The sequence below is a fragment of the Neobacillus niacini genome (assembly GCF_046591715.1).
Taxonomy (GTDB): Bacteria; Bacillota; Bacilli; order Bacillales; family Cytobacillaceae; genus Neobacillus; species Neobacillus niacini_L.
In genome coordinates this window covers 1-23,721 of record NZ_JAWVNQ010000016.1, presented here as the reverse complement: position 1 = coordinate 23,721, position 23,721 = coordinate 1, and the positions used below count along the sequence as shown (strand labels likewise).

Genomic DNA, 23,721 nt, shown 5'->3' with positions numbered 1-23,721 from the left:
AAGGACATACCCACTTTGATTAAGATATGTCCCTTTTTCCTGAGTACCTAGATTATTTTCCTTCATCCGCCTCAAGTGCTTCTTCATGCTGCTTAGCGTAATCCTCTGGTTTCACTTCATTGCCAAATAATGATTGAATAAGATTTAAGTGTGTCTCCGCAACAGATGCACTCATTTGAACATCTGCAAATAATGTTAGATTGCTCGCTTTATTTAATTCTGTTAATACATCAATATATAAATCTGGCAGATCAACCTTTTCTGTATCTACCTTTGTTGCCGGTATTACACCTGCTTTTTCTACCGATTGCTCGCCCCATTTTTCAACAAAGAACTTAACAAAATCTTTTGCTTCGTCTTTCACCTTTGAATTTTCAGCCACGAACAACCCTACACCAGGTCCGCCAACCCAGCTGTCAATATTCCCTTTTCCACCTTCAACAGTAGGGAATTTAAAGAAGCCAACACTATCACGGAACTCTTTTGGAATTTCTTCGTTCGTTGTGAAGTTAGGCAATTCCCATGTTCCCATTAGGTACATCGCAGCTTTGCCATTTAAGAATTCAGATTTTCCTTCATCGTTTGAAAGTCCGTTAAAACCTTTATTGAATCCGTTTGCATTTACAAGCTTTTGAATTTCCTCAGCAGCAGCAATAAGTGCTGGGTCCTCAAAGGAACCTGAACGGTCAATCGCTTTGTTTAAGACATCTGAACCACCGAAGCGATCGGCTAAGTACATATACCATAGCGAACCTGTCCATCGGTCCTTGTTACCAAGTGCGATTGGAGCCACTCCTTTACTAGCCAGTGTTTTGACAACCTCTGTGAAATCACTATAGGTTTCAGGTACTTCAAGATTATACTCTTCGAAAATTTGTTTATTGTAATAAATTGGAGCAATGTTCAATTCTAGCGGTAAACCATATGTTTTTCCGTCTAGAGCGTAAGCTTCAGTTGTGCCGCTGACGAATGAATCCTTCAAACCGTCATTCAAAACATCATCCAATTCCGCAAACAATTTTCCTTTAACAAAAGGTGTCATATATCCGGCTGCCCAAGTAAAACCAACATCTGGCAGTTCATTTGAGGAAGACAATACTTTAATCTTGTTTTTGTATTGTTCGTTTTCTAATACTTCAACTTCAACCTTTACACCCTTGTTTTTTTCTTCGTATTGTTTAATGATGTCAGTTACAATTAAGTTTTGCTGTTTAGAGCTTCCTGCCGGCCAAAGGTGCATGAATTTAATCGTTTTCTTGGAATCACTTTCACTCCCAGCTTTGTCAGTTCCGCTGCAGGCAGCAAGTGCAGCTGTCAGAAGCAGTACTAGTACGAGCATAAGTGTATGCGCTTTCTTAAACATTTTCTAACCCCCCAATAGATTTATCTCTTACATGTAAAATACTAACATCATTGAAAAATCGCGGTAAGGTAACCGCGATTGGGGAAAATTCCACTATTTTTAGATTGTAGCTTCATCTAGTTCTGATAGCTTCCTATACTTGCTTGGGGTTATACCCTCGTAATCTTTAAAGATCTTAATGAAATATTTAGCTGTTTGATACCCTGCCTGTTGGGCAATTTCTTCAATTGGAACATTAGTGGTTAACAATAGATTTTTTGCTATTTGCAGCCTATTCCTTGTTACATATTCACTAAATGTCAGTTTTGTCTGCTCTTTAAAAAGCACACTGAGGTAACTAGCATTTAAATGAACCGCCTCTGCGACTTCTCTCAATGTAATGGGTTTTGTTACATGATCATTCACATAAGCAATGGCATCTTTTATAGCCGAATTTGACTGTCTCCCAGATGCTTCAAGATTTAATAGTTTTTTATCTGCCACCTTTTCCAAATGATCAGCTCTCTCCATACTAGCTTCAGCCTCTAGCGCCTTTTCTACGGCTTCAATCAACTTTTGCTTGCTTAAAGGTTTAAGGAGATAATTGATGACCCCTAAACGAATTGCTTCTTGGGCATATTCAAAATCAGGGTACCCAGAAATAATGATTACAACGGGTTTATAACCTTTTTCCTTTATTCCCTTTAATAGGTTTAAGCCATTCATTTCCGGCATGCAAATGTCAGTAATCAATAAATGAATTTTGGATTGGCTAAATAACTCATTCGCCTCTTGTCCGTCTGCTGCACTAAGAATTTGATATTTGCCCTCAGACCATTTCTCTAACGTTTTTGTCAATCCACGTCTGGTTGTCTGCTCATCATCGACTATCAGAATTGTTTTTCTGTCCATCCTAAAGCCTCTCCCTTGCCCGGAATTTGAAATACTACACACGTTCCACAGCCTATTTCACTGTTTAGATAAAGGCCTTTCAAGGTGATGTCTTCATAATAGAGTCTGAGCCTTTTATTTACATTCGTAAGAGCCATTCCCATCCCTTTAAAGGAGGAAACATTATTATTTTTAATTGCATCATTTAATTTTTTTAGTGTTTCACTTTCGATCCCCGGGCCATTATCATTCACCATTATTTCGATATTTGATGAGTTGTCCACTTTCTCCGCAATGATTGAAACACAGCCTTGTATTCTATGATTTTCAATTCCGTGTAGAATTGCATTCTCAACCAGCGGCTGAATTATCAGTTTAGGAATTTTTACATGCTTGAGTCCTTCTGGTACGGAGATTTCCCATATTAACCGGTCGCCCAGTCTCATCTTCATTAGCTGTAAATAACGTTCGATATGTTCTAATTCATCTTGAAGTGTTACCCACTCTTCATTCTCGCTGTTTTCAATCGTATAGCGGAACAGCTCCGACATCGCGATAACAATCTCTGCCAGCTCCTCCTCTCCTTTGTCTTCTAATGACCAGTAGAGTGCATTTAAAGTATTATAAAGAAAATGCGGGTCAATTTGCGCCTGAAGCGCTTTTAACTCTGTCCTGCTGCGGAGAAGCTCTTTTTCATAAACTTCTTGTATTAAATGGTTAGTATTTTCGACCATTTTATTATAAGTTTTATTTAATTCAATAAATTCTTTTGAAGAATAGCTTTGTGGATTCGGCTTTAACTCATCCATCTTCGCATTTTTCATCGTCTTCGTGAGTTTTTTTATAGGTCTAGTAATTGCAGTTGAGAGGATTATAGCAGAAACCGAAAACAGGATGAATCCAATCAATCCCGAAAAAAGAATGGCCGACCTTAGTGGTGATACTCTTTCACTCAAAAAACTTATTGGTTTTAAGATCACAAGGGTCCAGCCCGTAACCTTAGATGTCTCTTTTATGATCATATAATCCTTGTTATTTATCCTGACAGTTTCACTGCTGCTCGACAGAACCTTCTGAATATTTATGCCGTAATCAGAAGTGATTGGAGTCTGGTCAGAATTCAGCAGCATCATATAATCCTTTTCGCCATTAACGAGAGTGTTTTCTTTTACCTCAAAGTATTTATTTGAGATTCTCACAACCAGGTAGCCGCCATTCGAAAACCAGCGGTCCATAAGACTAACACGTCTTATCGCATAGGAGTAATCTTTATTTTTAGGATCTTTTCCCACCCAAACTAATCTTCCTTTTTCCCGATTAGCGACATTTATGAATTTCTCATTAATAACATTGGACAATTTTTTATTGTCAAAAGGATAGATTCGATTACCGCTTGTCGTGTATAGTTCAAAGGCGGAAATCCCATCAGAATAGGCCTGAAAATTATTAATGACTCTAATCAGTGTTTGTTTGCCCTCAAAATTAAGACTGCTTCCCTCATACATTTCAAGCAGCAATTGCTGAATATTACTATTTGTCACCAGTTGATTTGACAGAGTATCAATTTGTTTATAAAGCGTTTCCATTCTTCCGTTTGCTTCTACGGCCGTTTGCTGAACCTGTTTCTCAGCATGACTTCTCATCATTTTCCCAGCCTGAATGTACACAATGACCGATACGATAGACAGTACCAGCATCATAACGATTAAAAAAACCGCTAAAATCTGATTCCGTAACGTATTCATTTTTACTAATTTTGATTTGATGATGGTAATCACCCATTCTGTAAAACAGAGTTATGTAATTCCTATTCTATCAAACTACTATTATACTTGGCATTTATCTTTTTTATTTATATGAAAAAAGCGGTGTTCATTTCTACACCGCTTACCTTATTATGCTTTCACCATTGCCTCTGCTAGAATACGCGCCCCAAGGTCAAGAACGGATGTGTTAAAGGTCATTTTAGGATGGTGTAAACCGGGCAAAAGATCGGCACCAACACCAATCATGGATGCTTTCAAATCTGGATTCTTAATGGTGTAGAAATGAAAATCATCACTGCCGGATGTTATAACCGGTGATGCAAGCACCTCACGTCCCGTAATCGCAACAATGGCATCTTGTGCAATCGTCTCTGCCTCTTTTGATACCTCAGCACCTGGTGTGAAATCACTCCACTTCCATTCAATATCAACACCGTAAAGGGTTTTTAAGCTGTTAAGGCCATGCTCAATTTTGTCCTTCAGGCTGCCTAGGACTTCATTTTTTTGAGCACGCACATCGATACCAAATTCAGCTGTACCTGGGATAATATTTAAGCTCTCTCCGCCAGCAATCACTTTCGTAAGTTTGGCAGAGTAGGATTCGAAGGGTGACAGGTAGATCGATTTTATGAACTGATGGAGTCCAACAATCACATCCAGGGCATTGTTGCCTTGGTGCGGTCTTGCCCCATGTGCATCTGATCCGATAATTTTCCCTTCTAAAAAGATTGCAGCACCGTGATGGATTGAAGGAGATACTTTACCTAATGGAAGTTCTTCAACCGGGCGCAGGTGTACCCCGAATAAGTGGCTCACCTTATCGATGGCCCCTCTTTCAATCATTGCCAGTGACCCGTTTCCTTTTTCTTCAGCAGGCTGAAAAATAAAACGAAGCTTTTTCGTCAGGGTTCTATCTTTGGTATAAAGAAGGGCACCTAATACCATAGAAATAATCGCATCATGACCACAGCTGTGGTTCCCCTGCCATACTCCGTCCACTTCCTGCCATAAAGCATCCATTTCCGCTCGGGCAGCTATTACCTCATCGCCTTCCCCAATTTCTGCAATAACCCCAGTCACATCAGGAAAAGTACGGTATGTAACACCCAGTTCTTCTAAAATACCAGCAATGGTTTGGGTTGTCCGAAACTCCTTCCAGCTCACCTCTGGGTTTCGATGAAAATCAAGAAACCAGTCCAAAATCTGTTTTTCATAAACTACATTCAATGTAAAGCACCCCTATCCCCTAAAAACTATTATTCAAATAGTACAACAACAAAGCCTATCCTTACAATGATTTTTAAAAAGGCAGGCAGTTATAAAAAGGTGACAGGCACCGAAGTACCTGTCACTCAGCAGTTAGCCTAATTTTCTTTTCGAATCCATTTGTTTTGGTGCATCTTCCCATGCATCAAGGTTATTTAAGCCCTCGATATTGGTTGAGTAGAATACTGGGTTCTTCCCCTCGGCCTTTTGTTTTTTATAATCTGCAAGTGCTGCATAGGCAAACTTCCCTAATAACGCGATGGCAATCAGATTTATAATCGCCATTAAAGCCATAAATAAATCTGCAAGATTCCAAACAAAGCTCAATTCCGCGATTGCACCGAACGCTACCATTCCGACCACTAATGCACGGAAGATGTTTAGGAACACTTTATTATTCTTAATAAATTCAATATTCGATTCAGCATAATAGTAATTCCCTACAATTGAACTGAAGGCAAATAAAAATACGATGAATGCAAGGAAAGTTCCTGCCCAAGACCCTAATGAACCTTCAAGCGCATTTTGGGTCAGAACAATTCCGTTCGCTTCCTCTGATGTATAGAGACCTGATAAAAGAATGATAAATGCCGTTGAGCTGCAAATCACGAGCGTGTCCACAAATACGCTAAGCGACTGAACGAGCCCTTGTTTAACAGGGTGGCTGACGTCTGCCGCTGCAGCAGCATTTGGTGCACTACCCATTCCAGCCTCGTTTGAGAACAAGCCGCGTTTGATCCCGTTCATCATCGCGGCACCAAGAGCCCCGCCTGCTACTTCATTAAAACCAAAAGCACTGTTAAAAATCAATGCAATAACACCAGGTATTTCAGTAAAATTCGTTACTATAATATAAAGAGCGATTAATACATACGCCCCTGCCATAATTGGAACCATCCATTCAGACACTTTGGCTACTCTTTTAATACCGCCAAAAATAATGACTGCTGTAATCACAGCAAGTATAACTGCAACGATTGTCTTATCGATTCCAAAGGAATTATTTAATGAACTTGTTATGGTATTCGCTTGAACAGAGTTAAAAGCTAGACCAAAAGTGATGGAGATTAATACTGCGAATGTAACGCCCATCCAGCGAGCTTTTAATGCCTTTTCCATATAGTAAGCTGGTCCGCCTCGGAAGGTATCGCCCTCTTTTACTTTATAGATCTGCGCAAGGGTACTTTCCACAAAGGCAGAAGCTGATCCGATTAATGCGATAAGCCACATCCAAAAAACGGCTCCTGGACCACCTGTTGTAATCGCTATCGCGACACCCGCAAGATTTCCTGTCCCTACTCGAGATGCGGTACTGATACAAAATGCTTGAAACGACGAAACTCCCTTTTTACCAGAAGTTGCACCTTCACCCATTAACCGAAACATTTCCCCAATCATTCGAAATTGGACAAACTTTGTACGGAATGTAAAATACAGACCCAGGCCAACCAGCATGATAATTAAAACATATGACCAAAGTAATGTATTTGCTCCATTCATAAAATTCTCTATCAACTTCATATAAAAATTCCCTCCCTAAACCATAAATTTCTCTCCACCCAAAGATTTAATTTAGCAAAAACTCATAAAATTGACAATGTATGATCCTTCCAAATCCATTAGGCTGGTTGTTTACTAGATTACAGACGGCTTATGGAGTGCCGTTTTTACTTATTTACAAAAATTTAATGTCCTTCTATTTTTAAAACCAAAAATCTAGATGGATCTAGTGATTCCCTTTTGGACAAATTTGTTTCGAGCATGTCCGTTTCTTGGTGCACAAGAATAATTTTTATTCCATAAAATAATATTAAGAATTGTAGGAGTAATTATCTCTAGAAAGGAAAGATGTGGTGTCTTAAATGAAAAATTATCAAGTTTTTGATTATTCGTTTCAAAATCTTCGTGAAAAAAGCATGTCGTTTGAAGAGGTATTCGCAAACATTGTAAAGTTCATGAACATAGCGCCAAGTGGAAATTATCGGTTAATGGTTGGTACGGACTCACAGGTTCATAAAAGACATACCATTTTTATTACGGGTATTGTAATCCAAAATGAGGGTAAAGGTGCTTGGGCTTGCATCCGGAAGATTGTGATTCCTAGAAAAATGACGCAGCTCCATGAGAGGATTTCCTTTGAACTTTCATTAACAGAGGACATTGTTGCATTGTTTACAGAGGAAAGAAAAGACCGTTTAATCAATATTGTCCTTCCCTTTATTTATCAAGGAGCAACATTTACGATGGAAGGTCATATTGATATCGGAGCCGGAAAAAGAAACAAAACGAGGGAATTTGTAAAAGAAATGGTATCGCGCATGGAATCCATGGGTGTGGAGCCTAAAATAAAGCCAAACGCCTTTGTTGCCTCTAGCTATGCCAATCGCTACACAAAATAGGGACCTGAGCCATATTGCGTTCACCAAAAAACGCACTAGGGCTCAGGTCTCTACTTGTATTATGGCAATTCTGGCTTCGTGAAAATCGGCGGTTCTCCTCCCAAGGTTTTAAGAAAAGCTAATAAATCTGCCTTCTCTTGGTCACTTAAGCCAAGTGGACTCATAAATTTTTGCATAAAAAAGCTCTTATTAGGGTGGTCATCCCCGCCGCGGTCGTAATAATCAATGACCTCTTCTAGAGTAGCAAGACTGCCGTCACGCATATATGGTGCAGTATGGGTTATTCCATATAAACCAGGTGTCCGAATTCTGCCTAGATCTTCTTCCTGATTGGTTACAGCCTGCCGGCCTTTATCATCCGTATCGAGCCCAATATTGTAGAAATTGTTATCAGATAGATTGGGTCCATTATGACAGGTAACACAAAAAGCTTTTCCTGTGAACAATCGAAGGCCGCTGGCTTCTTGTTTTGATAAAGCTTTTGTATCCCCTTTTAGGAACTTGTCGTAAAGGGTATCTTTTACAACAATTTGCCTTTGGAAAGCCGCAAGGGCCTTTGCAATATTTTGTTCTGTGACACCTTCGTTAAAGGCTGCTTGGAAAAGTTCTTGATAGCCTTTTATGGCTGATAATTCTTGAATCAAATCATCAAGCTGCTGATTCATCTCGTCTGGATTTTGAATAGGACCCAGCGCTTGTTCTTCTAGAGAGGCTGCACGGCCATCCCAAAAATTCGACGTGTAATAACCGGAATTAATAACCGTCGGGGAGTTCCTTGCTCCATTGCCGCCCGTATATTTATCAAAGGTTGGTTTGCTGTCTCCATAACCCGCTTTCGGATCATGACAAGTGGCACAGCTAACCTGATTATTACCCGAAAGCCGCGGATCAAAAAATAACGCCTGCCCAAGTTCTAGTACTTCCGGTTTCATTGGATTATCCTCTGGAACGGGTACATCTCCAAGAGGCACCAACGTCGTATGATTACGAAGGCTTTCTAGAAGCTCCTCTAGATTTATTTCACTTGCCTGCGCTGTCTCCTGTTTCTCTAATGGCAGATTAGTTGGAGCTATTACCTTATCCTTCTCTCCACATGCCGACAATCCAAGACAAAAAAATAACATTAAAATGGTGCCCTTCACTATTCTTTTCATAATTAAAGTGCTCCTCTGTTTATATATCTTATCACCATTATAAAATTGGTTTTATTAAAAATGAGCACTCGAATGTGAAGAAATCAGCAAACAATTGCAGACATAACAAAACAACTGTCCGCCTGAGGCGGACAGTGTCCACGAGCGGTGCCTGTCACCACAAAAGTGGTGACAGGCACCCAAAAGCTATCATTTGAGGATATCGAAGATGATTTTGGCATGGTCGGTGTTGTCGATTTGCCCTCTAAAGCGTTCGCTTCCTGGACCGTACGCATAAACATTTACGTCTTCTCCTGTGTGTCCTCTTGTTGTCCAGCCTGTATAGGATCGGGTATTGATGATTTCTTCTATTGCATCATCAATGTTTTTGACTTTCTGGGTCCTGGCTGCTCTTTCTACTAATTTTATTTCGTTTCTGGTTAAAGGAATGTCTATATATTTCGCTAAGGTACCTTTAACATCTGCCCCCTTAGCTATTTTTACCGCGATATAATCCGGCGTCCGCTTCACGGCTTTAATCACGGAACTAAACCAGTTATATTGGCCCCCGGCACCGATCGTGTATCCCCCTGTTGAATGGTCAGCTGTGGCAATTACTAATGTGTGTCCATCATTTTTAGCAAAGTCTATGGCCGCTTTAAATGCCTTCTCGAAGTCTTCCATTTCACTCATTGCACCTACTATGTCATTGTCATGTGCTGCCCAATCGATTTGACTGCCTTCAATCATTAGAAAAAAACCATTTTCATTCTTATTTAGTCTGTCAATCGCTGAAACTGCCATTTCTGCCAGGGAAGGGACGCCCTTTGGCCGATCAATCATTTTCGGAAGACCACTCTTAGCAAATAGTCCTATCACTTGGTTACTTTCGTCTCGTTTCAACTCCTCCACGTTTCTTACATAGCTGTAGCCGTCTTTAACAAACTCTTCTACCAGGTTCCTATCCTGACGAATAAACCACTCTGACCCCCCGCCTAACAAAACGTCTATTTTATGGGATCCATTTACTAAATCTTGATAATAATCATCCGCTATTGCACTCATGCTTTTTCTCTGTGCTACATGGGCACCAAATGCTGCTGGAGTCCCATGGGTAATCGGCGCCGTCGCAACCAGTCCTGTACCCTTCCCTTTTTCTTTAGCAGCTTCAATGACAGATTTCAATTTAGAGTGATCATTTCCAATGCCAATTGCACCATTATAGGTTTTAACACCCGTAGCCATTGCAGTTGCTGAGGCTGCAGAATCGGTTACATTATGCCTTGGGTCATTGGGAAAAGTCGTCTGCTGGCCAACGAGGTATGGGCCAAATTCGGTTGCTTCTAATTCCTTGGTGGCTGGATTGTCTTTAAAATAACGATATCCGGATGTGTAGGAAACCCCCATACCATCACCAATTAAGAAAATAATATTTTTTATTTCACCACTTGTATTCACGTTACCCGTTGCTTCACCAGTCTCTTCATTACCTAATAATAAGAGTGAGATGAAGACAGTCATTAATACTGTCCATTTACCTAAAGAGTACATGCATCATTCCCCCTTAAAGTGGTATTTCCAAATGTATTTATTATTGTTGAAGTATGAAAATATTATCCATTTTTTTCAATTCCTCCAGCAAACCGTTTCCCTCCATAACAAAATTCAAACAACCAGGCGGATTAAAAATAACTATTTGACATTTGCAAAAACAACAGGTATATTAATATAACAAATTAGTTATCTGAATTTTTACAAAACATAGAAAAATTTGGAATTACCTAGGGGGTTACACCATGGAAAAACGTCAACAATGGGGATCAAGATATGGCTTTATTATGGCAGCAGTTGGTTCCGCAGTTGGTTTAGGAAATATCTGGAGGTTTCCAGCAGTAGCATATGAAAACGGCGGGGGAGCATTTTTCTTACCTTATCTGTTCGCCATTTTAACAGCTGGAATTCCCATTTTAATTATGGAGTTCACGATTGGACATAAATATAGAGGCTCTGCACCACTTTCTCTTTTTCGTTTTAATAAAAAAGCTGAATGGCTTGGCTGGTGGCAGTTATTAATCTCCTTTGTCATCTGTACGTATTATGCCGTTATCGTAGCTTGGGCGATAAAATATACAATTTATTCGTTTGGTACACAATGGGGATCAGACCCTGGCAGCTTCTTATTCGGTGACGTCTTAAAAATTGCCGAAAAACCTGGGCAAATCGGAGGATTAGTTCCTGGCATAGTAATACCATTGCTCTTCATATGGGCAGTTGCTATTTTCGTCCTTTATCGTGGTGTTTCAAAGGGAATTGAAAAACTAAATAAGATATTCCTTCCTACTTTAGTAGTTATGTTTCTAATTATCGTTATTCGCGCTTTAACATTAGATGGCGCAGTACAAGGTTTAGACGCCTTTTTTAAACCAAATTGGAGTATGATTTTAGATGGTAAGGTCTGGATTGCAGCTTATGGGCAAATTTTCTTCTCACTATCGATTGGATTTGCAATCATGCTGACGTATTCTAGCTATCTTCCAAAAAAATCTGATATCAATAATAATGCATTCATTACAGCTTTCGCTAATTCAGGGTTTGAATTACTAGCTGGAATTGGGGTATTTGCAGCACTTGGGTTTATGGCTAATCAACAAGGGGTAGCAGTTGATGAAGTAGTCAGCAGCGGAATTGGCCTTGCATTTGTTGTCTTCCCAAGCATCATTAATGAATTTCCAGGAATGAACGGATTCTTTGGAGTATTGTTCTTCTTATCTCTTGTTTTTGCTGGAATGACCTCATTGATTTCAATTGTAGAAACGTTTGTAGCTGGTATTCAAGAGAAATTTAATGTCTCTCGTACAAAAGCAGTACTAACAAGTGGTTTCGCAGCAACAATCATTTCATTGCTATTTGCAACAAATGGAGGATTATACTTCCTTGATGTCGTAGATTATTTCATCAATAACTTTGGTGTAGTAACTGCCGGATTAGTAGAAGTAGTATTAATTGCATGGTTCTTCAAAGGACTTGGGGGCTTACAATCCCATACAAATGCCATCTCTGACCTTCGTGTTGGAGGCTGGTGGAAAATTTGCTTAAGTGTTGTTACACCAATTGTTCTAGGGTATATGATGTTTGACAACATCCGTCAAAATCTAAAGGAAAATTATGAAGGCTATCCTACCGAACTAATCATGTATGCAGGATTACTTGTAGTAGTGGTAACGATAGCAGGTGGAATTCTCCTATCACGTAAAGGATGGAAATCCAATGTAAAAGATGATCTAAACAAGGAGGTTGCTTAACATGTCAGCAAGTGCACTCACAATGATGATTGTCGGAATGGTCATACTCTGGGGAGGTTTAGCAGCCAGCATATACAACATGGTTAGAGTAGCAAAGAAATCATCCTAACAAAAAGGATTGGGCGAATAACAATGCCCAATCCTTTTTTTCTATGAACCTTTCTAGATTTCGACTATGATCATAAATATATAGATAGTCGAAATTATCTATTAACATTGGAAAAATTGTTATATGCTAAATCTGTTCTCTTTGGAATAATTAGAGGAGGTTTATTATGGATAGAGAAACAATACTAGATCTTTTTAACCAGCATTTACGAATTGGAATAATTGACCCCCATTCTCGCATCGAGAAAACCGAAACGGTAGTTAGAATGATTTCTTTATCGAAGGAACCGGGGTTTATTTCCTACTCAAAAATAGATGGAAATAATGCCGATACTGTTATAGACGAACAAATTACTTACTTTAAAGGATTAAAACAGCAATTTGAGTGGAAGGTTTTTGATTACGACCAGCCTTTAGATTTAAAAGAACGATTGCAAAGTAAAGGGTTTACCCTTGAAGAGCCTGAGGCTCTGATGATTTCTGACCTATCTGAAACTAATCAGCTGCTTAATCCCCGTATTCTTCCAGAAGTAAAAAGACTAACAACTGAACAGGAAATATGGGACATTATTAAACTAGAGGAAGAAGTTTGGAATGATGATTATCAAGATTTAGGTCAGCGGCTTGTTCGAGATTTCAGTGACCCTTCCGCCCGCCTTTCCCTTTACGGAGCCTATGAAGATGGGAAAATAGTCAGTGCAGCCTGGATGTACCTTCATGAAGGCACACCATTTGCAAGCCTATGGGGAGGCTCCACCCTGGCAGATTATCGAAAAAAAGGCTATTACTCTTCACTTCTAGCAATTCGTGCCCGTGAGGCGGACCAAAATGGTTATCCATTACTTCTTGTCGATGCCAGCCAAATGAGCAGGCCCATTCTTGAGAAGCATGGATTCCACTGTTATGGATATTCAACACCCTGTATGTCACCAAAGTATGTTTAATTTGAACTCTTATCACTTTACAGTTTTAGGCCCTATTGTTGATTTTCGTGCCGGTTGAGTGTGATAGGCGGAGAATTTCCGTCTATTGTATCTAGATGATGATTTTGAGGCAAAATAAGCGGAGATATTCCTGTTAACTGCTTTAAATAAGACAAAATCGAAGGATTTGGGTGCAATAAGCGGAAAAACTCCGCTTATTATAAAGGAAATATAGGTATTTCCCAAAATAAGCGGAAAAGTTCCGCTTATTTTCTAAACACACGAACATTCAGCATTAACACAGCCTAGTTTCAAAAAAACAAGCCTGGTTCATAGTGGAACCAGGCTTTGCTCATCCTTACTATTCAAATATTGCATTGGATAGAAGCCTAAACAAGTAGTCGGTGTGGTCTCGGAAACCTGCCTCTAAACCAATTAGCGTGACGTCTTTATCTTCCTCTTTTACGATTACGGCTTGACCTTTGGCTGGCAATTTATCAGTTCTCCAATGGCCTGCAACAAAGAAGTCATCTGAATTAGCTAAAGTGGCAGCAACTTCATCATTTCCAGTATTCGTATACCAAGCTGGACGGTAAACAAAGCCGATATCGTCCTGTTCATAGCCTGCAGTTAATCCCGTACCTTCATAATTTACCTTCACAATACCATTACTGTTTGACCCGCCGGTATTAATTACGTTATTGGTCAAACCAAGTGTTTTAGTTGCTCTGGATGCACCGGCACCTATAGCAATGTATTTTCCGCCATTATCAACAAAACTTGTTACATTGCTCTTAAAAGTTGAAAATTGGTCAGCAGTTTGGAACCCGAATTCTTTGTTTGCAGCAGATAGATTGGTAGAAATTAAACTTTCAGACCCACTGTAAACAAATACATCAAAGCCCTCTAAACCATTCACTGCTACATCCACAGGTGTCACCTCTGAAACAGCAAATCCAAGTCTCTTCAGTGCAAGCTTTGTCCCGCTGTGAGACTGAACTTTCCCCATACCGCCATCCTTCAGAATGGCTACCTGCAAGCTGGATACTTCACTTACATCCTCCGGCACTGATGCTGCTGATTCAATCTGCAAACCAGATTCTTTCACAGCAGCTGATATTTTATTCGCATCAGCTTTTGTATAAAAGTTCCCCTCTGCATCACGTGAAATAGCCACTCCCTGATTGAGCAAGGTATTTACCAATTCCACACTCTTTACAGAACTGTTTGGAATCACATATGGACCTTTACCGGTAACAGAACCTTGAAGGGTCACCTGATTCACCTGTTTTGCTGTAACGTTTACAGGACTGTATGTCTCAAGTGCTTCAAAGCCCCAAAGCTCCGGCAGACTCCATGCGGAAATATCATACATAGCTGGAGTATCGTTTGAGATATCTTCTCCATCCCATAGCATTGTGTTGGCTAAACCTGCCTTGGCTTGGTCCATCTGAACAAGATAGGTTCCCTTCGGATAGGATTTGCCATCAACCGTAAATGCCTTCGCTGCTTCTGTCACCTCAATATCATTCTTAAGTAAATGGCTGACAGCCTTTTTTGTTACGGTAGGATCTTTTTCATCCACTGGCAAAATATAAGCATTCGGGAAGAATCCTTCCTTATGGGTAGGGTGATCAAAGTTAATGCCGCGTTTAAACATTTCAATTTGATCTTTAATCATATCTTGTTTATTTTCAGTAGCAAAATTCAAGGCACCCATAATCGCATTATACATCCAGCGTACCCCATCCAAGTCATTTGTTGGAGCTTCTAACGTATGACCGTAAGCGCCATGGTACATTGCATACATTGGTGTGAAAATTGGCGGATAATCATCCCAGCCAGCTGCGTCATCACGCTGTGGTACGTATACACCCTCCATACTTTTATATAAACTGCCTGTAAAACTGGCCTTGTCATCCATAATTTCTGCTTCCATTGCCTTTGCCTGTTCTACTGCCCATTTATTATAAAGGTCATACTCATAGTTAGGATTATGAGGAGGTGTACATGGTTCAATTAATCCCTGCAGGTTAGGTCCATAACTCTTCACATAACCATGGGTATCAAGGAATACCATCGGATTCCACTCTTTGATTAATTCTACCGTTTCTTGGGTTTCAGGCTGAGACTGAGTGATAAAGTCACGATTCAAATCAATGCCTTCCCCGTTAAAGCGCGTAGCATCTATACGGCCATCAGGATTTTGCACAACGTTAAATATAAGAATATTATTCTCTAAAATATTTTTCGTCTCTGCATCATCTTGTGTTGCAAAGCGTTCGATTAACTGGATAACAGCGTCACTTCCCACGAACTCGGTACCATGAATCGAGCCATTAATCATAATCGGCACTTTAAAATCAGGATTATTACTAATCCAATCTTGAGCCTTTCCAGGATTCTTGAACATTTGTTTTCTTAGGGATTGGAATTTTCCAAACTTACCTTGTGTAGATGGATCGGCAATGGTAACAACATAAAGAGGATGACCATCAGCAGATGTCCCGCGCACTTCTACTTTTACACGATTGGATTGTTTTTCAATCGCTGCTAGTTTAGCCCCTACTTGTGAGAATTTCAGAAAGTCATAGTTTTCACTATTAAACTTGCTAGCATCTTGCTCTTCATATACATTTACATTTGTCCATTTCGGCCCTTCTGCAAACCCTGTAGAAAAGGGAACAGCACTTAGCAAACTAACTGCTAATAGGCCGGCAATTTTTTTCTTCTTCATAAAACAGCCCCCACAACCATATGTATTTTTATTAACAATTATGTATTTTTATAACATAAAGTTATTTTAATATTGCTGGAAACAAATTACTATCCAACCATTTTCCTGAAAAAGTAAATAAATACTGCCCGCCATAGGAATAAAGTTATACATTACACCATGACCATTAACTGTCCAATATTAAAAAAGTTCCTAGAGATTTTTCTCTAGGAACTTTTGATTCTAGTTATTTAAGTCTGCAGTTTTTGCAAACTTTGATGGTTTGGTTGTTTTCTGTTTTGCACGGATATAATAACTTAATCCTTGTCCTGCCGCACAAAGGACATGTCCCGCGGCCTCTCGACGGCAGATAGTTAATCGTTTTCCCTCTGTTCCTCTTCGCCATATTCAATCCATCCTATCCATAATTATTCTTGTCTCTTTATCTAATGATGGACTGGCATAAAGATTGATAGGCATTTAATTGTTTTTTGAACGAAATATTACATACATTCTAATTCCACTTTTACAGTTGTTCCTTTTCCTTCTTGACTGTCTATTTTCAATGTCCCATTGTGTTCTTGAATGATTTTATTGCTTACTGTTAATCCCAGCCCGATTCCCTTGTCTTTTGTTGTATAAAATGGAGTTCCCAAATACTTTAAGAGCTCTTTATCAATCCCAGGACCTTCATCCTTAAAAGAAATAACCACTCGTTTATTCTTTAGTTTCCGCAGATTAATCGATACATTCCCTCCATGCGGCATTGATTCAATGGCATTTTTCAACACATTTACAAAGACTTGTTTAAGTTGATTTGGAGAGCATAGTAGTTCAAGCTTTTCTTCTTTAGGATATTTAAATGTAAATTGGACATTATCCAGCATGGCTTGTGGACGTAAAACATTAATGGTACTCTCTATGATTGAAATTAAATTTCCCTGCTCAAATTGAATAGCCTGAGGTTTGGCCAATGACATAAACTCATTAACAATCATATCTATACGATCTAACTCATCTGAGATAATAGATAAGTATTCCTTTTGTTTATCAGAAGTAGTTGACGATTTCAATAGTTTTGAAAACCCCTTCAGTGAAGTTAAGGGATTTCTGATTTCATGCGCAACACCTGCAGCTAATTGACCAATAATCGATAGACGGTCTAGATTACGAAGTGCCTTATCATTTTCAATTCGTTCAGTGATATTTCGGCCAACCGTAACATAAGAGTCAATCTCCATATTCTCATTGTAGACTGGCGAAACCGTTGTCTCTGAATAAAAAGCTTTATTATCCTTTGTTTTCAATTTTAGTTTTAATAGCTGAGGTTCTCCCGAATCATGAAGTATTTTCGACATCCCCATTAATGGCTCATGTTCCTCTTTTAGAATCACATTTAGCACATGCTCGCCTATCAGCTCTTCTGTAGAAAAACCTAATACCCTTTCATGCGATGGAGAAGCATAGATAATCCTCTTATCCTTTGAATAAACCTTAATTAAATCTGAAGCGTTTTCAGTAATCAATTTATATAACTCACGCGTTCTTTTTAATTCTCTTTCCATATTTAGTTCTTTAGTGACATCACGAAATATAGCAATTGTCCCAATAATCACTCCCGTACGTGTTCGGAATGGTGAATAAGAAACAGCAATGTCAAGGAGGTGCCCATTCTTGTGGTGAAATTGGGTAATCAGATTAGGGAAGTCCTGTCCTTCCTTAACTTTCGACATAACCTCACTTAGGAAATCTGGATTAGGAAACTCATCAAACTTTCTTCCCATTAGTTCATCTTCGGTATACCCAAAAATCTTTGTATACATCTGGTTAATTCGAATAAACCGATTCTCTATATCAATAATACAAATTCCATCTACCGTACATCTAAGAAATAAGTCCAGCAGCTCCTCCGAACTATACAAATTTTCCGTATCAGTACCGTAAAAAATCGGGTAACATTTCGCCATAACAATCTCTCCAAACAGATCATAATCCTTTAATACTATTTTACAGAATTGTGAGACAAATGAAAGATTTTTTTGAAAAACGGTTACATCGGTGACATTACTTCGATGACATTACTTCGGTGACAGGCACCACTCGTGGACACTGTCCACCTCAGGCGGACAGTTAAAATGATTTTATTTGGATTTTGTTCATACATAGTGGACTTCCATTTGTTCATATAATGGTCAGGTGGAGGTGGGGTTATGCTGAAAAAGCGAGTGCTGGCTGTGGCGCTGTTTGGTCTTTTTCTTGTTTTAGCTGGGTGCGGCGGTCCTGTTCAGGATGACATTTTGAATTATATAAATGAGGAGATGAAGACTGCGCAGGAGCTCGAGGATAAAGCTGTTGCTGCTTATGAAGGTGTTGCCGGGGCCAATTATAAGGATGATCAAACGATGTACGATGCCTTGGTCAACGTGGTATTACCCAATTACACTGATTTAATTACTGAACTTGAGAATGTATCGATTGAAACAGATGAATTGAAAGAGATTCATGACATTTACCTTTCTGGTGCTAATCTTCAATTAAGCGCCTTTGAGAAAATTATTGAAGCTCTTGAAAAACAAGATTCTAGTTTGGTTGATGAAGCCAACCAGCTTCTAGAAGAAGGCCGCCTGCAAATTGAAGACTATAATGATAAACTCGACGAACTAGCAAAAGAAAATAACGTGGAAATCGAAAAAAAATAAAGAAAAGAGGCTGATTCAATAGAGATTACAACTGTAATCCTAACGATCAGCCTCTTCTAGGTTTTATCCTTTTACATAATAAAGATCGTGACTTGTTTCAATAATGTAGTCAGGTTTTTCAGAACCCGCGGCGCGCTTCGCTTTATGACCGGCGATATGCTCTGGGCTCTTCTCCCAATTCTTCCAATCCTCTTCAGATTCCCATTGAACCATAACCATAACTTCCTCTTCGCCGCGGCGAACCTTCTTAACCAAAATCTGTCTCCCAATATAACCAGGACGCTGTGCCAAGAGGCCGCCTCTGTTTGAAAAGTTCTCGACAACTTGGCCACTAAACCCTTCTTTTACAGTAATTCTTCTAACTTGATAAAACATACAATTTCCTCCTTATAAAGAAAGCCAGGAATGAACCCTGGCCTGTGCTTTTATAGTGCTTCTTCGATTTCTTCCGCCATAAGCTTAACAGACTTTAATCCGCCGCCGCTTAAGTACCAAGTATCTGGATTTAAGTATATGATTTTATTTTCTTTGAAGGCTGTTGTCTTTTTAACCAGTTCATTTTCAATCACTTTCTCTGCACCCGCTTCGCCGCCTACAGCAGAGTTACGGTCGATGACAAACAATACGTCTGGATTTGTTTCCATAATGTATTCCATGGTAATGCTTTGGCCATGTGTGGATACTTCAATTTTCTCATCCGCTGCATCAAAACCATATACGTCATGGATGATACCAAAACGAGAGCTTGGACCATACGCACTCACTTTTCCTTCATTCGCTAAGACGATTAACCCCTTTTTACCATTTTCAGAAGCCTTTTTATTCGTCTCCTCAACTGTTGAGTTGATTTCCTCTAATGCACTAGCTACTTCTTCTTTCTTGTCAAAAATTTCACCTACAAGCTCCATGTTTTTCTCAAAGGTCTCCATGTATTTTGCATAATCTAGTTCTACATAAACTGTCGGAGCAATCTCTGCAAACTGTTCATATAATTCTGCCTGACGTCCACTGATAAAAATGACATCCGGCTGCATAGCATGAATCGCTTCAAAATCAGGCTCTTTTAAGCTTCCGACATTCGTATATCCTTCACCTGCATATTTCTCTAAGTACGATGGGACTGCTGTTTGCGGAACACCAGTTACCTCCACACCTAATTCATCCAATGTGTCTAAAATTCCAAAGTCAAAAACAACTACTTTCTTTGGATTCTTTTCAAGAACAGCTTCCCCATATTTATGTTCGATCGTCAGCTTCTCTGCTGCCGCCGTTTTTGCTTCGGTTGATTCAGGTTTGCTTTCTTCCTTAGCTTCCTTAGATCCACACGCTGCTAATAATAAAAACATTGAAACCATTAAAACTAAAAAACTCCACTTTTTCATCTTAAACTCTCTCCTTTTTTATGAGCTAAAATATACGCAAATTCTGCAGCCATCCATTTTTTGAATGGGAATATCCATATCGTAAATCTCTTTCAATGCGGCTGATTCGATAATCTCTTCTGTCGGCCCATCTTTTACTACCTTGCCATCCTTCATCGCTACAATCCGATCAGAGTAAACGGACGCAAAGTTAATATCATGCAGCACGATGACAACGGTTTTTCCAAGTTCATCAACCAGCCGGCGCAGTATTTTCATAATTTGAACAGAATGCTTCATATCTAAATTATTCAATGGTTCATCAAGCAAAATGTACTCTGTATCCTGTGCAATTACCATTGCGATGAACGCCCGCTGCCTCTGACCGCCTGATAACTCATCTAAGAAGTTATCCTGCATATCGGTCAGGTGCATATATTCAAGCGATTGATCAACAATCTTTTCATCCTCTTCAGTTAATCGGCCCTTCGAATAAGGAAAGCGTCCGAATGACACCAGCTCACGAATCGTCAAGCGCACATTCATGTAATTGGACTGTTTTAAGATTGACACCTTCTTGGCAAAGTCATTAGACTTCATCTTTTTTACATCGGATTTGTCAATTAGCACTTCACCTGTATCCGAATCAAGAAGGCGGCTTACCATTGATAATAACGTCGATTTACCGGCTCCATTCGGTCCAATAAAGCTCGTGATTTTCCGCGGCTGAATATCTACGGTTACATCCTCAACGACCGACTTTTTACCATATAACTTTGACAAGGCTCGGACTTGTATCATGCAGCTTTCCTCTCCTTTAGCAGTAAATAGATGAAGTACACTCCACCGATAAAGTTAATAATGACACTTAATGTGGTTGAGAAAGTAAAGACTCTTTCCACCACCCATTGCCCGCCAACAAGGGCAATGATACTCATGAGAATCGCACCTGATATCAGGACGGTGTGTTTGTAGGTATTAAAAAATTGATAAGACAAATTGGCAACAATTAAGCCAAAAAAGGTAATCGGTCCGACTAAGCCAGTCGAGATTGATATGAAGACTGCAACAATCACGAGCATTTGTTTGACAATCGAATCATATGGAACCCCTAAATTAATGGCTGTATCACGTCCTAAGGACAGGACGTCTAGATACTTTAAATACCTCCACGCATAAATCATAACTAGACAGACAATCGCAATGGCCAGCCAGACTAAGTCTGAATTAACATTATTAAAACTCGCAAACATGCGGTCTTGTACAATCTGAAATTCGTTTGGATCAATCAATACTTGAAAAAAGGTAGAAATACTTGAGAAAAATGTACCGACAATGATTCCTACAAGTAGTAAAAAGTAGATCGGCTGACTGCCCTTTTTAAATAGAAACTTATATAAAAGGAGTGCAAAAATGATCATTGCGACCACTGAGATTATAAAATTCACTTGCTTATTAACGATCATCATGTGGCCGGAGCCTAAAAAGAAGATGATCAATGTTTGCAGAAGCATATAAAGTGAATCCAGCCCCATGATGCTTGGTGTTAAGATTCTATTATGTGTAATGGTTTGAAAAACAACGGTAGCATAAGCAATCGTGACACCTGTCAAAACCATTGCCAGCACTTTTATCATTCGTTTTGGCAGGGCGTAACCAAAGCTGCCGTTTAAGTCATGAAATAAATAAATGGCGCAGACTCCCGCAGCGATCAATGCGAGGATAATCAATTTTATTAAGTTACGCATAAGCCTTCCTCCGGAACAGTAAGAATAAGAAAATTCCGCTTCCGATTACCCCAACCATGAGACTGATCGAAATCTCATAGGGATAAATGAGCACCCGGCCCAATATATCGCAAATCAGAAGGAAAATGGCTCCAAGGAGTGCGGTATGCGGCAATGTTTTTTGCAAATGGTCGCCTTTAAAAATCGAAACGATATTCGGAATAATCAGCCCTAAGAATGGAATGATTCCTACCGTCAAAACAACCGTGGTTGTCACTAGAGCAACCAGCACCAAACCGATATTTACGACCCGGCGGTAGGCAAGCCCTAGATTTTTTGAAAAATCCTCACCCATCCCAGCTACTGTAAAGCGGTTAGCATAGAAATAGGCAATGATTAAGATCGGAAGACTTATGTAAAGGAGTTCATACCTGCCCTTCATAATCATGGAAAAATCACCCTGAAGCCAGGCTGACATATTTTGAATGACGTCAGCACGATAAGCGAAAAAGGTTGTTACAGAGGACAGAATATTTCCAAACATTAACCCGACAAGCGGGATGAAAATAGCATCTTTAAACTTAATTCGGTCTAGAATTTGCATAAATAAGAAAGTACCAGCAAGAGCGAAAAGGAAGGCTACTGCCATTTTTTCGAGCATGGTTGCATTTGCAAACAATAGCATAGAAACAAGGATCCCAAGCCGGGTAGCGTCTAAAGTTCCCGCCGTCGTTGGCGAGACAAATTTGTTTCGGCTGAGCTGCTGCATTATCAAACCCGCAATACTCATCCCCGCTCCTGCTAAGAGAATTGCTACAAGTCTTGGCAGCCGGCTGATGAGGAATATCTGGGTCTCCTCAGATTGCACATCTAACAAATCCATTGGTGATATACTGCTGACCCCTACAAACAAGGAAACAGCAGATAGGAGTATTAATCCTAGTAGTAAATATCTTTTCTTCATCATGGCAGTCCCCAACATTTCTATTATTCTTTCATTCTCAATCTAATTGAGAATCTTTATCAACTAGAAACAAAAAATAATGACATTGAAAATCATTATCAACGCCTTATACCTTTGATTATAAACAGTTAAAATTTTCAAGTCAACACGTTAGTGAGAACTATTTTCACTGATTTCTGAATATTTTATGACATAAAGATGATGTTAACGTCGTAAATCTTCAATAAGATGCCTTTAAATCTCGTTACTTTAAAGGGATAAAACATTTTAGGAGGAGAAATCCCTTTCAATGGGGAATTAGTAACTTATAGGTAATAAGTAGTAGATTATCTGCTGCCCTATATGCAAGAATCCTAGATAGTTAGAAAAGGAGCTCCTTACATGAAAAATCATCATCCTAAAAAAATTACAATGGTAAGCCTCCTATTAATCTTTCCCATCTACTATGCTTCTATTTCGCCGATCACAACGAGCGCCGAATATAAGTCGGATATTCACATAGATCGGAGTGTAGTTGTCTATCAAAAGGAGACCTTTATGAAAGAAAGCATACAATTATCCGTTCCTGTAGTAATGCAATTTCCTGAACTTCCCCGCGGCTGTGAAGTAACCAGCCTGGCCATGTTATTAAACTTTGCAGGAGTCTCTGTTGACAAGCTGACTCTTGCAGATGAAATTCCAAAGGTTCCCTATCACAGTAATGGCGTTTATGGGAATCCTCACCAAGGTTTTGTAGGTAATATGTATACCTATAATGAACCAGGCTTAGGAGTTTATCATGAAGTCATAGAAACCCTGGCAAATGAGTACCTGCCAAACCAAATAGATAATATAACGGGAGAACCTTTTTCTGCTGTGCAAAAAAAGCTAAATGAGGGAAAACCGGTTTGGGTAATTGTCAGCAGTACTTTTGCCTTTGTACCTGAGGATCAATGGGAAACTTGGAATACGAGCCAAGGTGAAATTAAAATTACTCGAAGATTACATTCTGTTCTAGTCACAGGCTATGATGAAAACAACGTATATTTTAATGATCCTTTTTATCCTGACCAGAATAATTCAGCCAAAATCCAAGACTTTGTCACTAGCTGGACCCAATTCGGAAGCCAGGCTATATCGTATTG

20 protein-coding genes are annotated in these 23,721 nt (G+C 39.4%); 6 read left to right on the top strand and 14 right to left on the bottom strand.

Annotated elements, in window-relative coordinates; all coding sequences use genetic code 11:
- Positions 1-52: 52 nt before the first annotated feature.
- From SFC47_RS22785 to SFC47_RS22765, 5 genes are all read right to left on the bottom strand, one after another.
- Positions 53-1,363 (bottom strand): extracellular solute-binding protein, encoded by a 1,311-nt coding sequence (locus tag SFC47_RS22785; protein ID WP_411256860.1) that lies wholly within the window; start codon positions 1,361-1,363, stop codon positions 53-55.
- Positions 1,364-1,462: 99 nt separating this feature from the next.
- Positions 1,463-2,254: a response regulator transcription factor gene (locus SFC47_RS22780; RefSeq protein ID WP_411256859.1), complete on the bottom strand. Its 792-nt coding sequence runs from the start codon at positions 2,252-2,254 to the stop codon at positions 1,463-1,465.
- The gene (locus SFC47_RS22775) at positions 2,233-4,011 is read right to left on the bottom strand and encodes a sensor histidine kinase (protein ID WP_411256858.1); all 1,779 of its coding nucleotides are present in this window, start codon (positions 4,009-4,011) and stop codon (positions 2,233-2,235) included. Before SFC47_RS22775 ends, SFC47_RS22780 begins: the two co-directional genes overlap by 22 nt.
- A 117-nt stretch (positions 4,012-4,128) precedes the next feature.
- Positions 4,129-5,226, bottom strand: a complete 1,098-nt coding sequence (locus tag SFC47_RS22770; RefSeq protein ID WP_411256857.1) for an amidohydrolase — start codon at positions 5,224-5,226, stop codon at positions 4,129-4,131.
- A 132-nt stretch (positions 5,227-5,358) separates the two neighbouring features.
- Positions 5,359-6,786 (bottom strand): alanine/glycine:cation symporter family protein, encoded by a 1,428-nt coding sequence (locus SFC47_RS22765; protein ID WP_411256856.1) that lies wholly within the window; start codon positions 6,784-6,786, stop codon positions 5,359-5,361.
- 341 nt (positions 6,787-7,127) lie between these two features.
- On the opposite strand from SFC47_RS22765, the gene SFC47_RS22760 reads away from it, so the two are divergent.
- The gene (locus tag SFC47_RS22760; RefSeq protein ID WP_411256855.1) at positions 7,128-7,664 is read left to right on the top strand and encodes a ribonuclease H-like YkuK family protein; all 537 of its coding nucleotides are present in this window, start codon (positions 7,128-7,130) and stop codon (positions 7,662-7,664) included.
- Positions 7,665-7,723: 59 nt separating this feature from the next.
- Here the strand turns inward: SFC47_RS22760 and SFC47_RS22755 are convergent, their stop codons facing one another.
- Together SFC47_RS22755 and SFC47_RS22750 are read right to left on the bottom strand one after the other, a co-directional pair.
- The gene (locus SFC47_RS22755) at positions 7,724-8,818 is read right to left on the bottom strand and encodes a cytochrome-c peroxidase (protein ID WP_411256854.1); all 1,095 of its coding nucleotides are present in this window, start codon (positions 8,816-8,818) and stop codon (positions 7,724-7,726) included.
- Positions 8,819-9,007: 189 nt separating this feature from the next.
- Positions 9,008-10,348 carry an alkaline phosphatase gene (locus SFC47_RS22750; RefSeq protein WP_411256853.1) on the bottom strand — a complete coding sequence of 447 codons (1,341 nt, stop codon included), beginning with the start codon at positions 10,346-10,348 and terminating at the stop codon, positions 9,008-9,010.
- Between the two features lie 245 nt (positions 10,349-10,593).
- Here SFC47_RS22750 and SFC47_RS22745 point away from each other — a divergent pair, with 245 nt between their 5' ends.
- The 3 genes from SFC47_RS22745 to SFC47_RS22735 all read left to right on the top strand — a co-directional run bounded on the left by SFC47_RS22745 (position 10,594) and on the right by SFC47_RS22735 (position 13,151).
- On the top strand, positions 10,594-12,099 hold the full coding sequence (locus SFC47_RS22745; protein ID WP_411256852.1) for a sodium-dependent transporter: 1,506 nt from the start codon (positions 10,594-10,596) through the stop codon (positions 12,097-12,099).
- 1 nt (position 12,100) lies between these two features.
- Positions 12,101-12,208 (top strand): methionine/alanine import family NSS transporter small subunit, encoded by a 108-nt coding sequence (locus SFC47_RS22740; RefSeq protein ID WP_411256851.1) that lies wholly within the window; start codon positions 12,101-12,103, stop codon positions 12,206-12,208.
- Between the two features lie 166 nt (positions 12,209-12,374).
- Entirely contained in the window at positions 12,375-13,151 is a 777-nt protein-coding gene (locus SFC47_RS22735) for a GNAT family N-acetyltransferase (protein WP_411256850.1), read from the top strand.
- A 340-nt stretch (positions 13,152-13,491) separates the two neighbouring features.
- Here SFC47_RS22735 and SFC47_RS22730 read toward each other — a convergent pair whose 3' ends face one another.
- Positions 13,492-15,867, bottom strand: a complete 2,376-nt coding sequence (locus SFC47_RS22730; RefSeq protein ID WP_411256849.1) for a M14 family zinc carboxypeptidase — start codon at positions 15,865-15,867, stop codon at positions 13,492-13,494.
- A gap of 482 nt (positions 15,868-16,349) precedes the next feature.
- Positions 16,350-17,813, bottom strand: coding sequence for a PAS domain-containing sensor histidine kinase (locus SFC47_RS22725; protein WP_411256848.1), 1,464 nt, complete (start codon positions 17,811-17,813; stop codon positions 16,350-16,352).
- A 243-nt stretch (positions 17,814-18,056) separates the two neighbouring features.
- On the opposite strand from SFC47_RS22725, the gene SFC47_RS22720 reads away from it, so the two are divergent.
- Positions 18,057-18,545, top strand: coding sequence for a hypothetical protein (locus tag SFC47_RS22720; RefSeq protein ID WP_411256847.1), 489 nt, complete (start codon positions 18,057-18,059; stop codon positions 18,543-18,545).
- A gap of 63 nt (positions 18,546-18,608) precedes the next feature.
- On the opposite strand, the gene SFC47_RS22715 is transcribed toward SFC47_RS22720, so the two are convergent.
- Genes SFC47_RS22715 through SFC47_RS22695 form a run of 5 tightly spaced genes read right to left on the bottom strand, consistent with a single transcriptional unit; the run spans position 18,609 to position 22,597 of the window.
- Complete coding sequence (locus tag SFC47_RS22715) at positions 18,609-18,920, bottom strand: antibiotic biosynthesis monooxygenase family protein (protein WP_411256846.1); 312 nt, start codon at positions 18,918-18,920, stop codon at positions 18,609-18,611.
- Positions 18,921-18,970: 50 nt separating this feature from the next.
- Positions 18,971-19,927: a siderophore ABC transporter substrate-binding protein gene (locus SFC47_RS22710; RefSeq protein WP_411256845.1), complete on the bottom strand. Its 957-nt coding sequence runs from the start codon at positions 19,925-19,927 to the stop codon at positions 18,971-18,973.
- 18 nt (positions 19,928-19,945) lie between these two features.
- Positions 19,946-20,707 (bottom strand): iron ABC transporter ATP-binding protein, encoded by a 762-nt coding sequence (locus SFC47_RS22705; RefSeq protein WP_411256844.1) that lies wholly within the window; start codon positions 20,705-20,707, stop codon positions 19,946-19,948.
- Positions 20,704-21,654: an iron chelate uptake ABC transporter family permease subunit gene (locus tag SFC47_RS22700; protein ID WP_411256843.1), complete on the bottom strand. Its 951-nt coding sequence runs from the start codon at positions 21,652-21,654 to the stop codon at positions 20,704-20,706. The genes SFC47_RS22705 and SFC47_RS22700 overlap by 4 nt, the downstream gene beginning before the upstream one ends.
- Positions 21,647-22,597 (bottom strand): ABC transporter permease, encoded by a 951-nt coding sequence (locus SFC47_RS22695; RefSeq protein ID WP_411256903.1) that lies wholly within the window; start codon positions 22,595-22,597, stop codon positions 21,647-21,649. Before SFC47_RS22695 ends, SFC47_RS22700 begins: the two co-directional genes overlap by 8 nt.
- A gap of 381 nt (positions 22,598-22,978) precedes the next feature.
- Here SFC47_RS22695 and SFC47_RS22690 point away from each other — a divergent pair.
- On the top strand, positions 22,979-23,721 hold a 743-nt coding region (locus SFC47_RS22690), incomplete at its 3' end, for a C39 family peptidase (RefSeq protein ID WP_411256842.1).

What these genes read in the sequence shown, in the direction of transcription:
- SFC47_RS22755 (WP_411256854.1), bottom strand. Translation starts at nt 8,818, where the DNA reads ATGAAAAGAATAGTGAAGGGCACCATTTTAATGTTATTTTTTTGTCTT.
- SFC47_RS22695 (WP_411256903.1), bottom strand. Translation starts at nt 22,597, where the DNA reads ATGAAGAAAAGATATTTACTACTAGGATTAATACTCCTATCTGCTGTT.
- SFC47_RS22780 (WP_411256859.1), bottom strand. Translation starts at nt 2,254, where the DNA reads ATGGACAGAAAAACAATTCTGATAGTCGATGATGAGCAGACAACCAGA.
- SFC47_RS22745 (WP_411256852.1), top strand. Translation starts at nt 10,594, where the DNA reads ATGGAAAAACGTCAACAATGGGGATCAAGATATGGCTTTATTATGGCA.
- SFC47_RS22750 (WP_411256853.1), bottom strand. Translation starts at nt 10,348, where the DNA reads ATGTACTCTTTAGGTAAATGGACAGTATTAATGACTGTCTTCATCTCA.
- SFC47_RS22760 (WP_411256855.1), top strand. Translation starts at nt 7,128, where the DNA reads ATGAAAAATTATCAAGTTTTTGATTATTCGTTTCAAAATCTTCGTGAA.
- SFC47_RS22735 (WP_411256850.1), top strand. Translation starts at nt 12,375, where the DNA reads ATGGATAGAGAAACAATACTAGATCTTTTTAACCAGCATTTACGAATT.
- SFC47_RS22700 (WP_411256843.1), bottom strand. Translation starts at nt 21,654, where the DNA reads ATGCGTAACTTAATAAAATTGATTATCCTCGCATTGATCGCTGCGGGA.
- SFC47_RS22730 (WP_411256849.1), bottom strand. Translation starts at nt 15,867, where the DNA reads ATGAAGAAGAAAAAAATTGCCGGCCTATTAGCAGTTAGTTTGCTAAGT.
- SFC47_RS22705 (WP_411256844.1), bottom strand. Translation starts at nt 20,707, where the DNA reads ATGATACAAGTCCGAGCCTTGTCAAAGTTATATGGTAAAAAGTCGGTC.
- SFC47_RS22785 (WP_411256860.1), bottom strand. Translation starts at nt 1,363, where the DNA reads ATGTTTAAGAAAGCGCATACACTTATGCTCGTACTAGTACTGCTTCTG.
- SFC47_RS22720 (WP_411256847.1), top strand. Translation starts at nt 18,057, where the DNA reads ATGCTGAAAAAGCGAGTGCTGGCTGTGGCGCTGTTTGGTCTTTTTCTT.
- SFC47_RS22710 (WP_411256845.1), bottom strand. Translation starts at nt 19,927, where the DNA reads ATGAAAAAGTGGAGTTTTTTAGTTTTAATGGTTTCAATGTTTTTATTA.
- SFC47_RS22765 (WP_411256856.1), bottom strand. Translation starts at nt 6,786, where the DNA reads ATGAAGTTGATAGAGAATTTTATGAATGGAGCAAATACATTACTTTGG.
- SFC47_RS22740 (WP_411256851.1), top strand. Translation starts at nt 12,101, where the DNA reads ATGTCAGCAAGTGCACTCACAATGATGATTGTCGGAATGGTCATACTC.
- SFC47_RS22715 (WP_411256846.1), bottom strand. Translation starts at nt 18,920, where the DNA reads ATGTTTTATCAAGTTAGAAGAATTACTGTAAAAGAAGGGTTTAGTGGC.
- SFC47_RS22725 (WP_411256848.1), bottom strand. Translation starts at nt 17,813, where the DNA reads ATGGCGAAATGTTACCCGATTTTTTACGGTACTGATACGGAAAATTTG.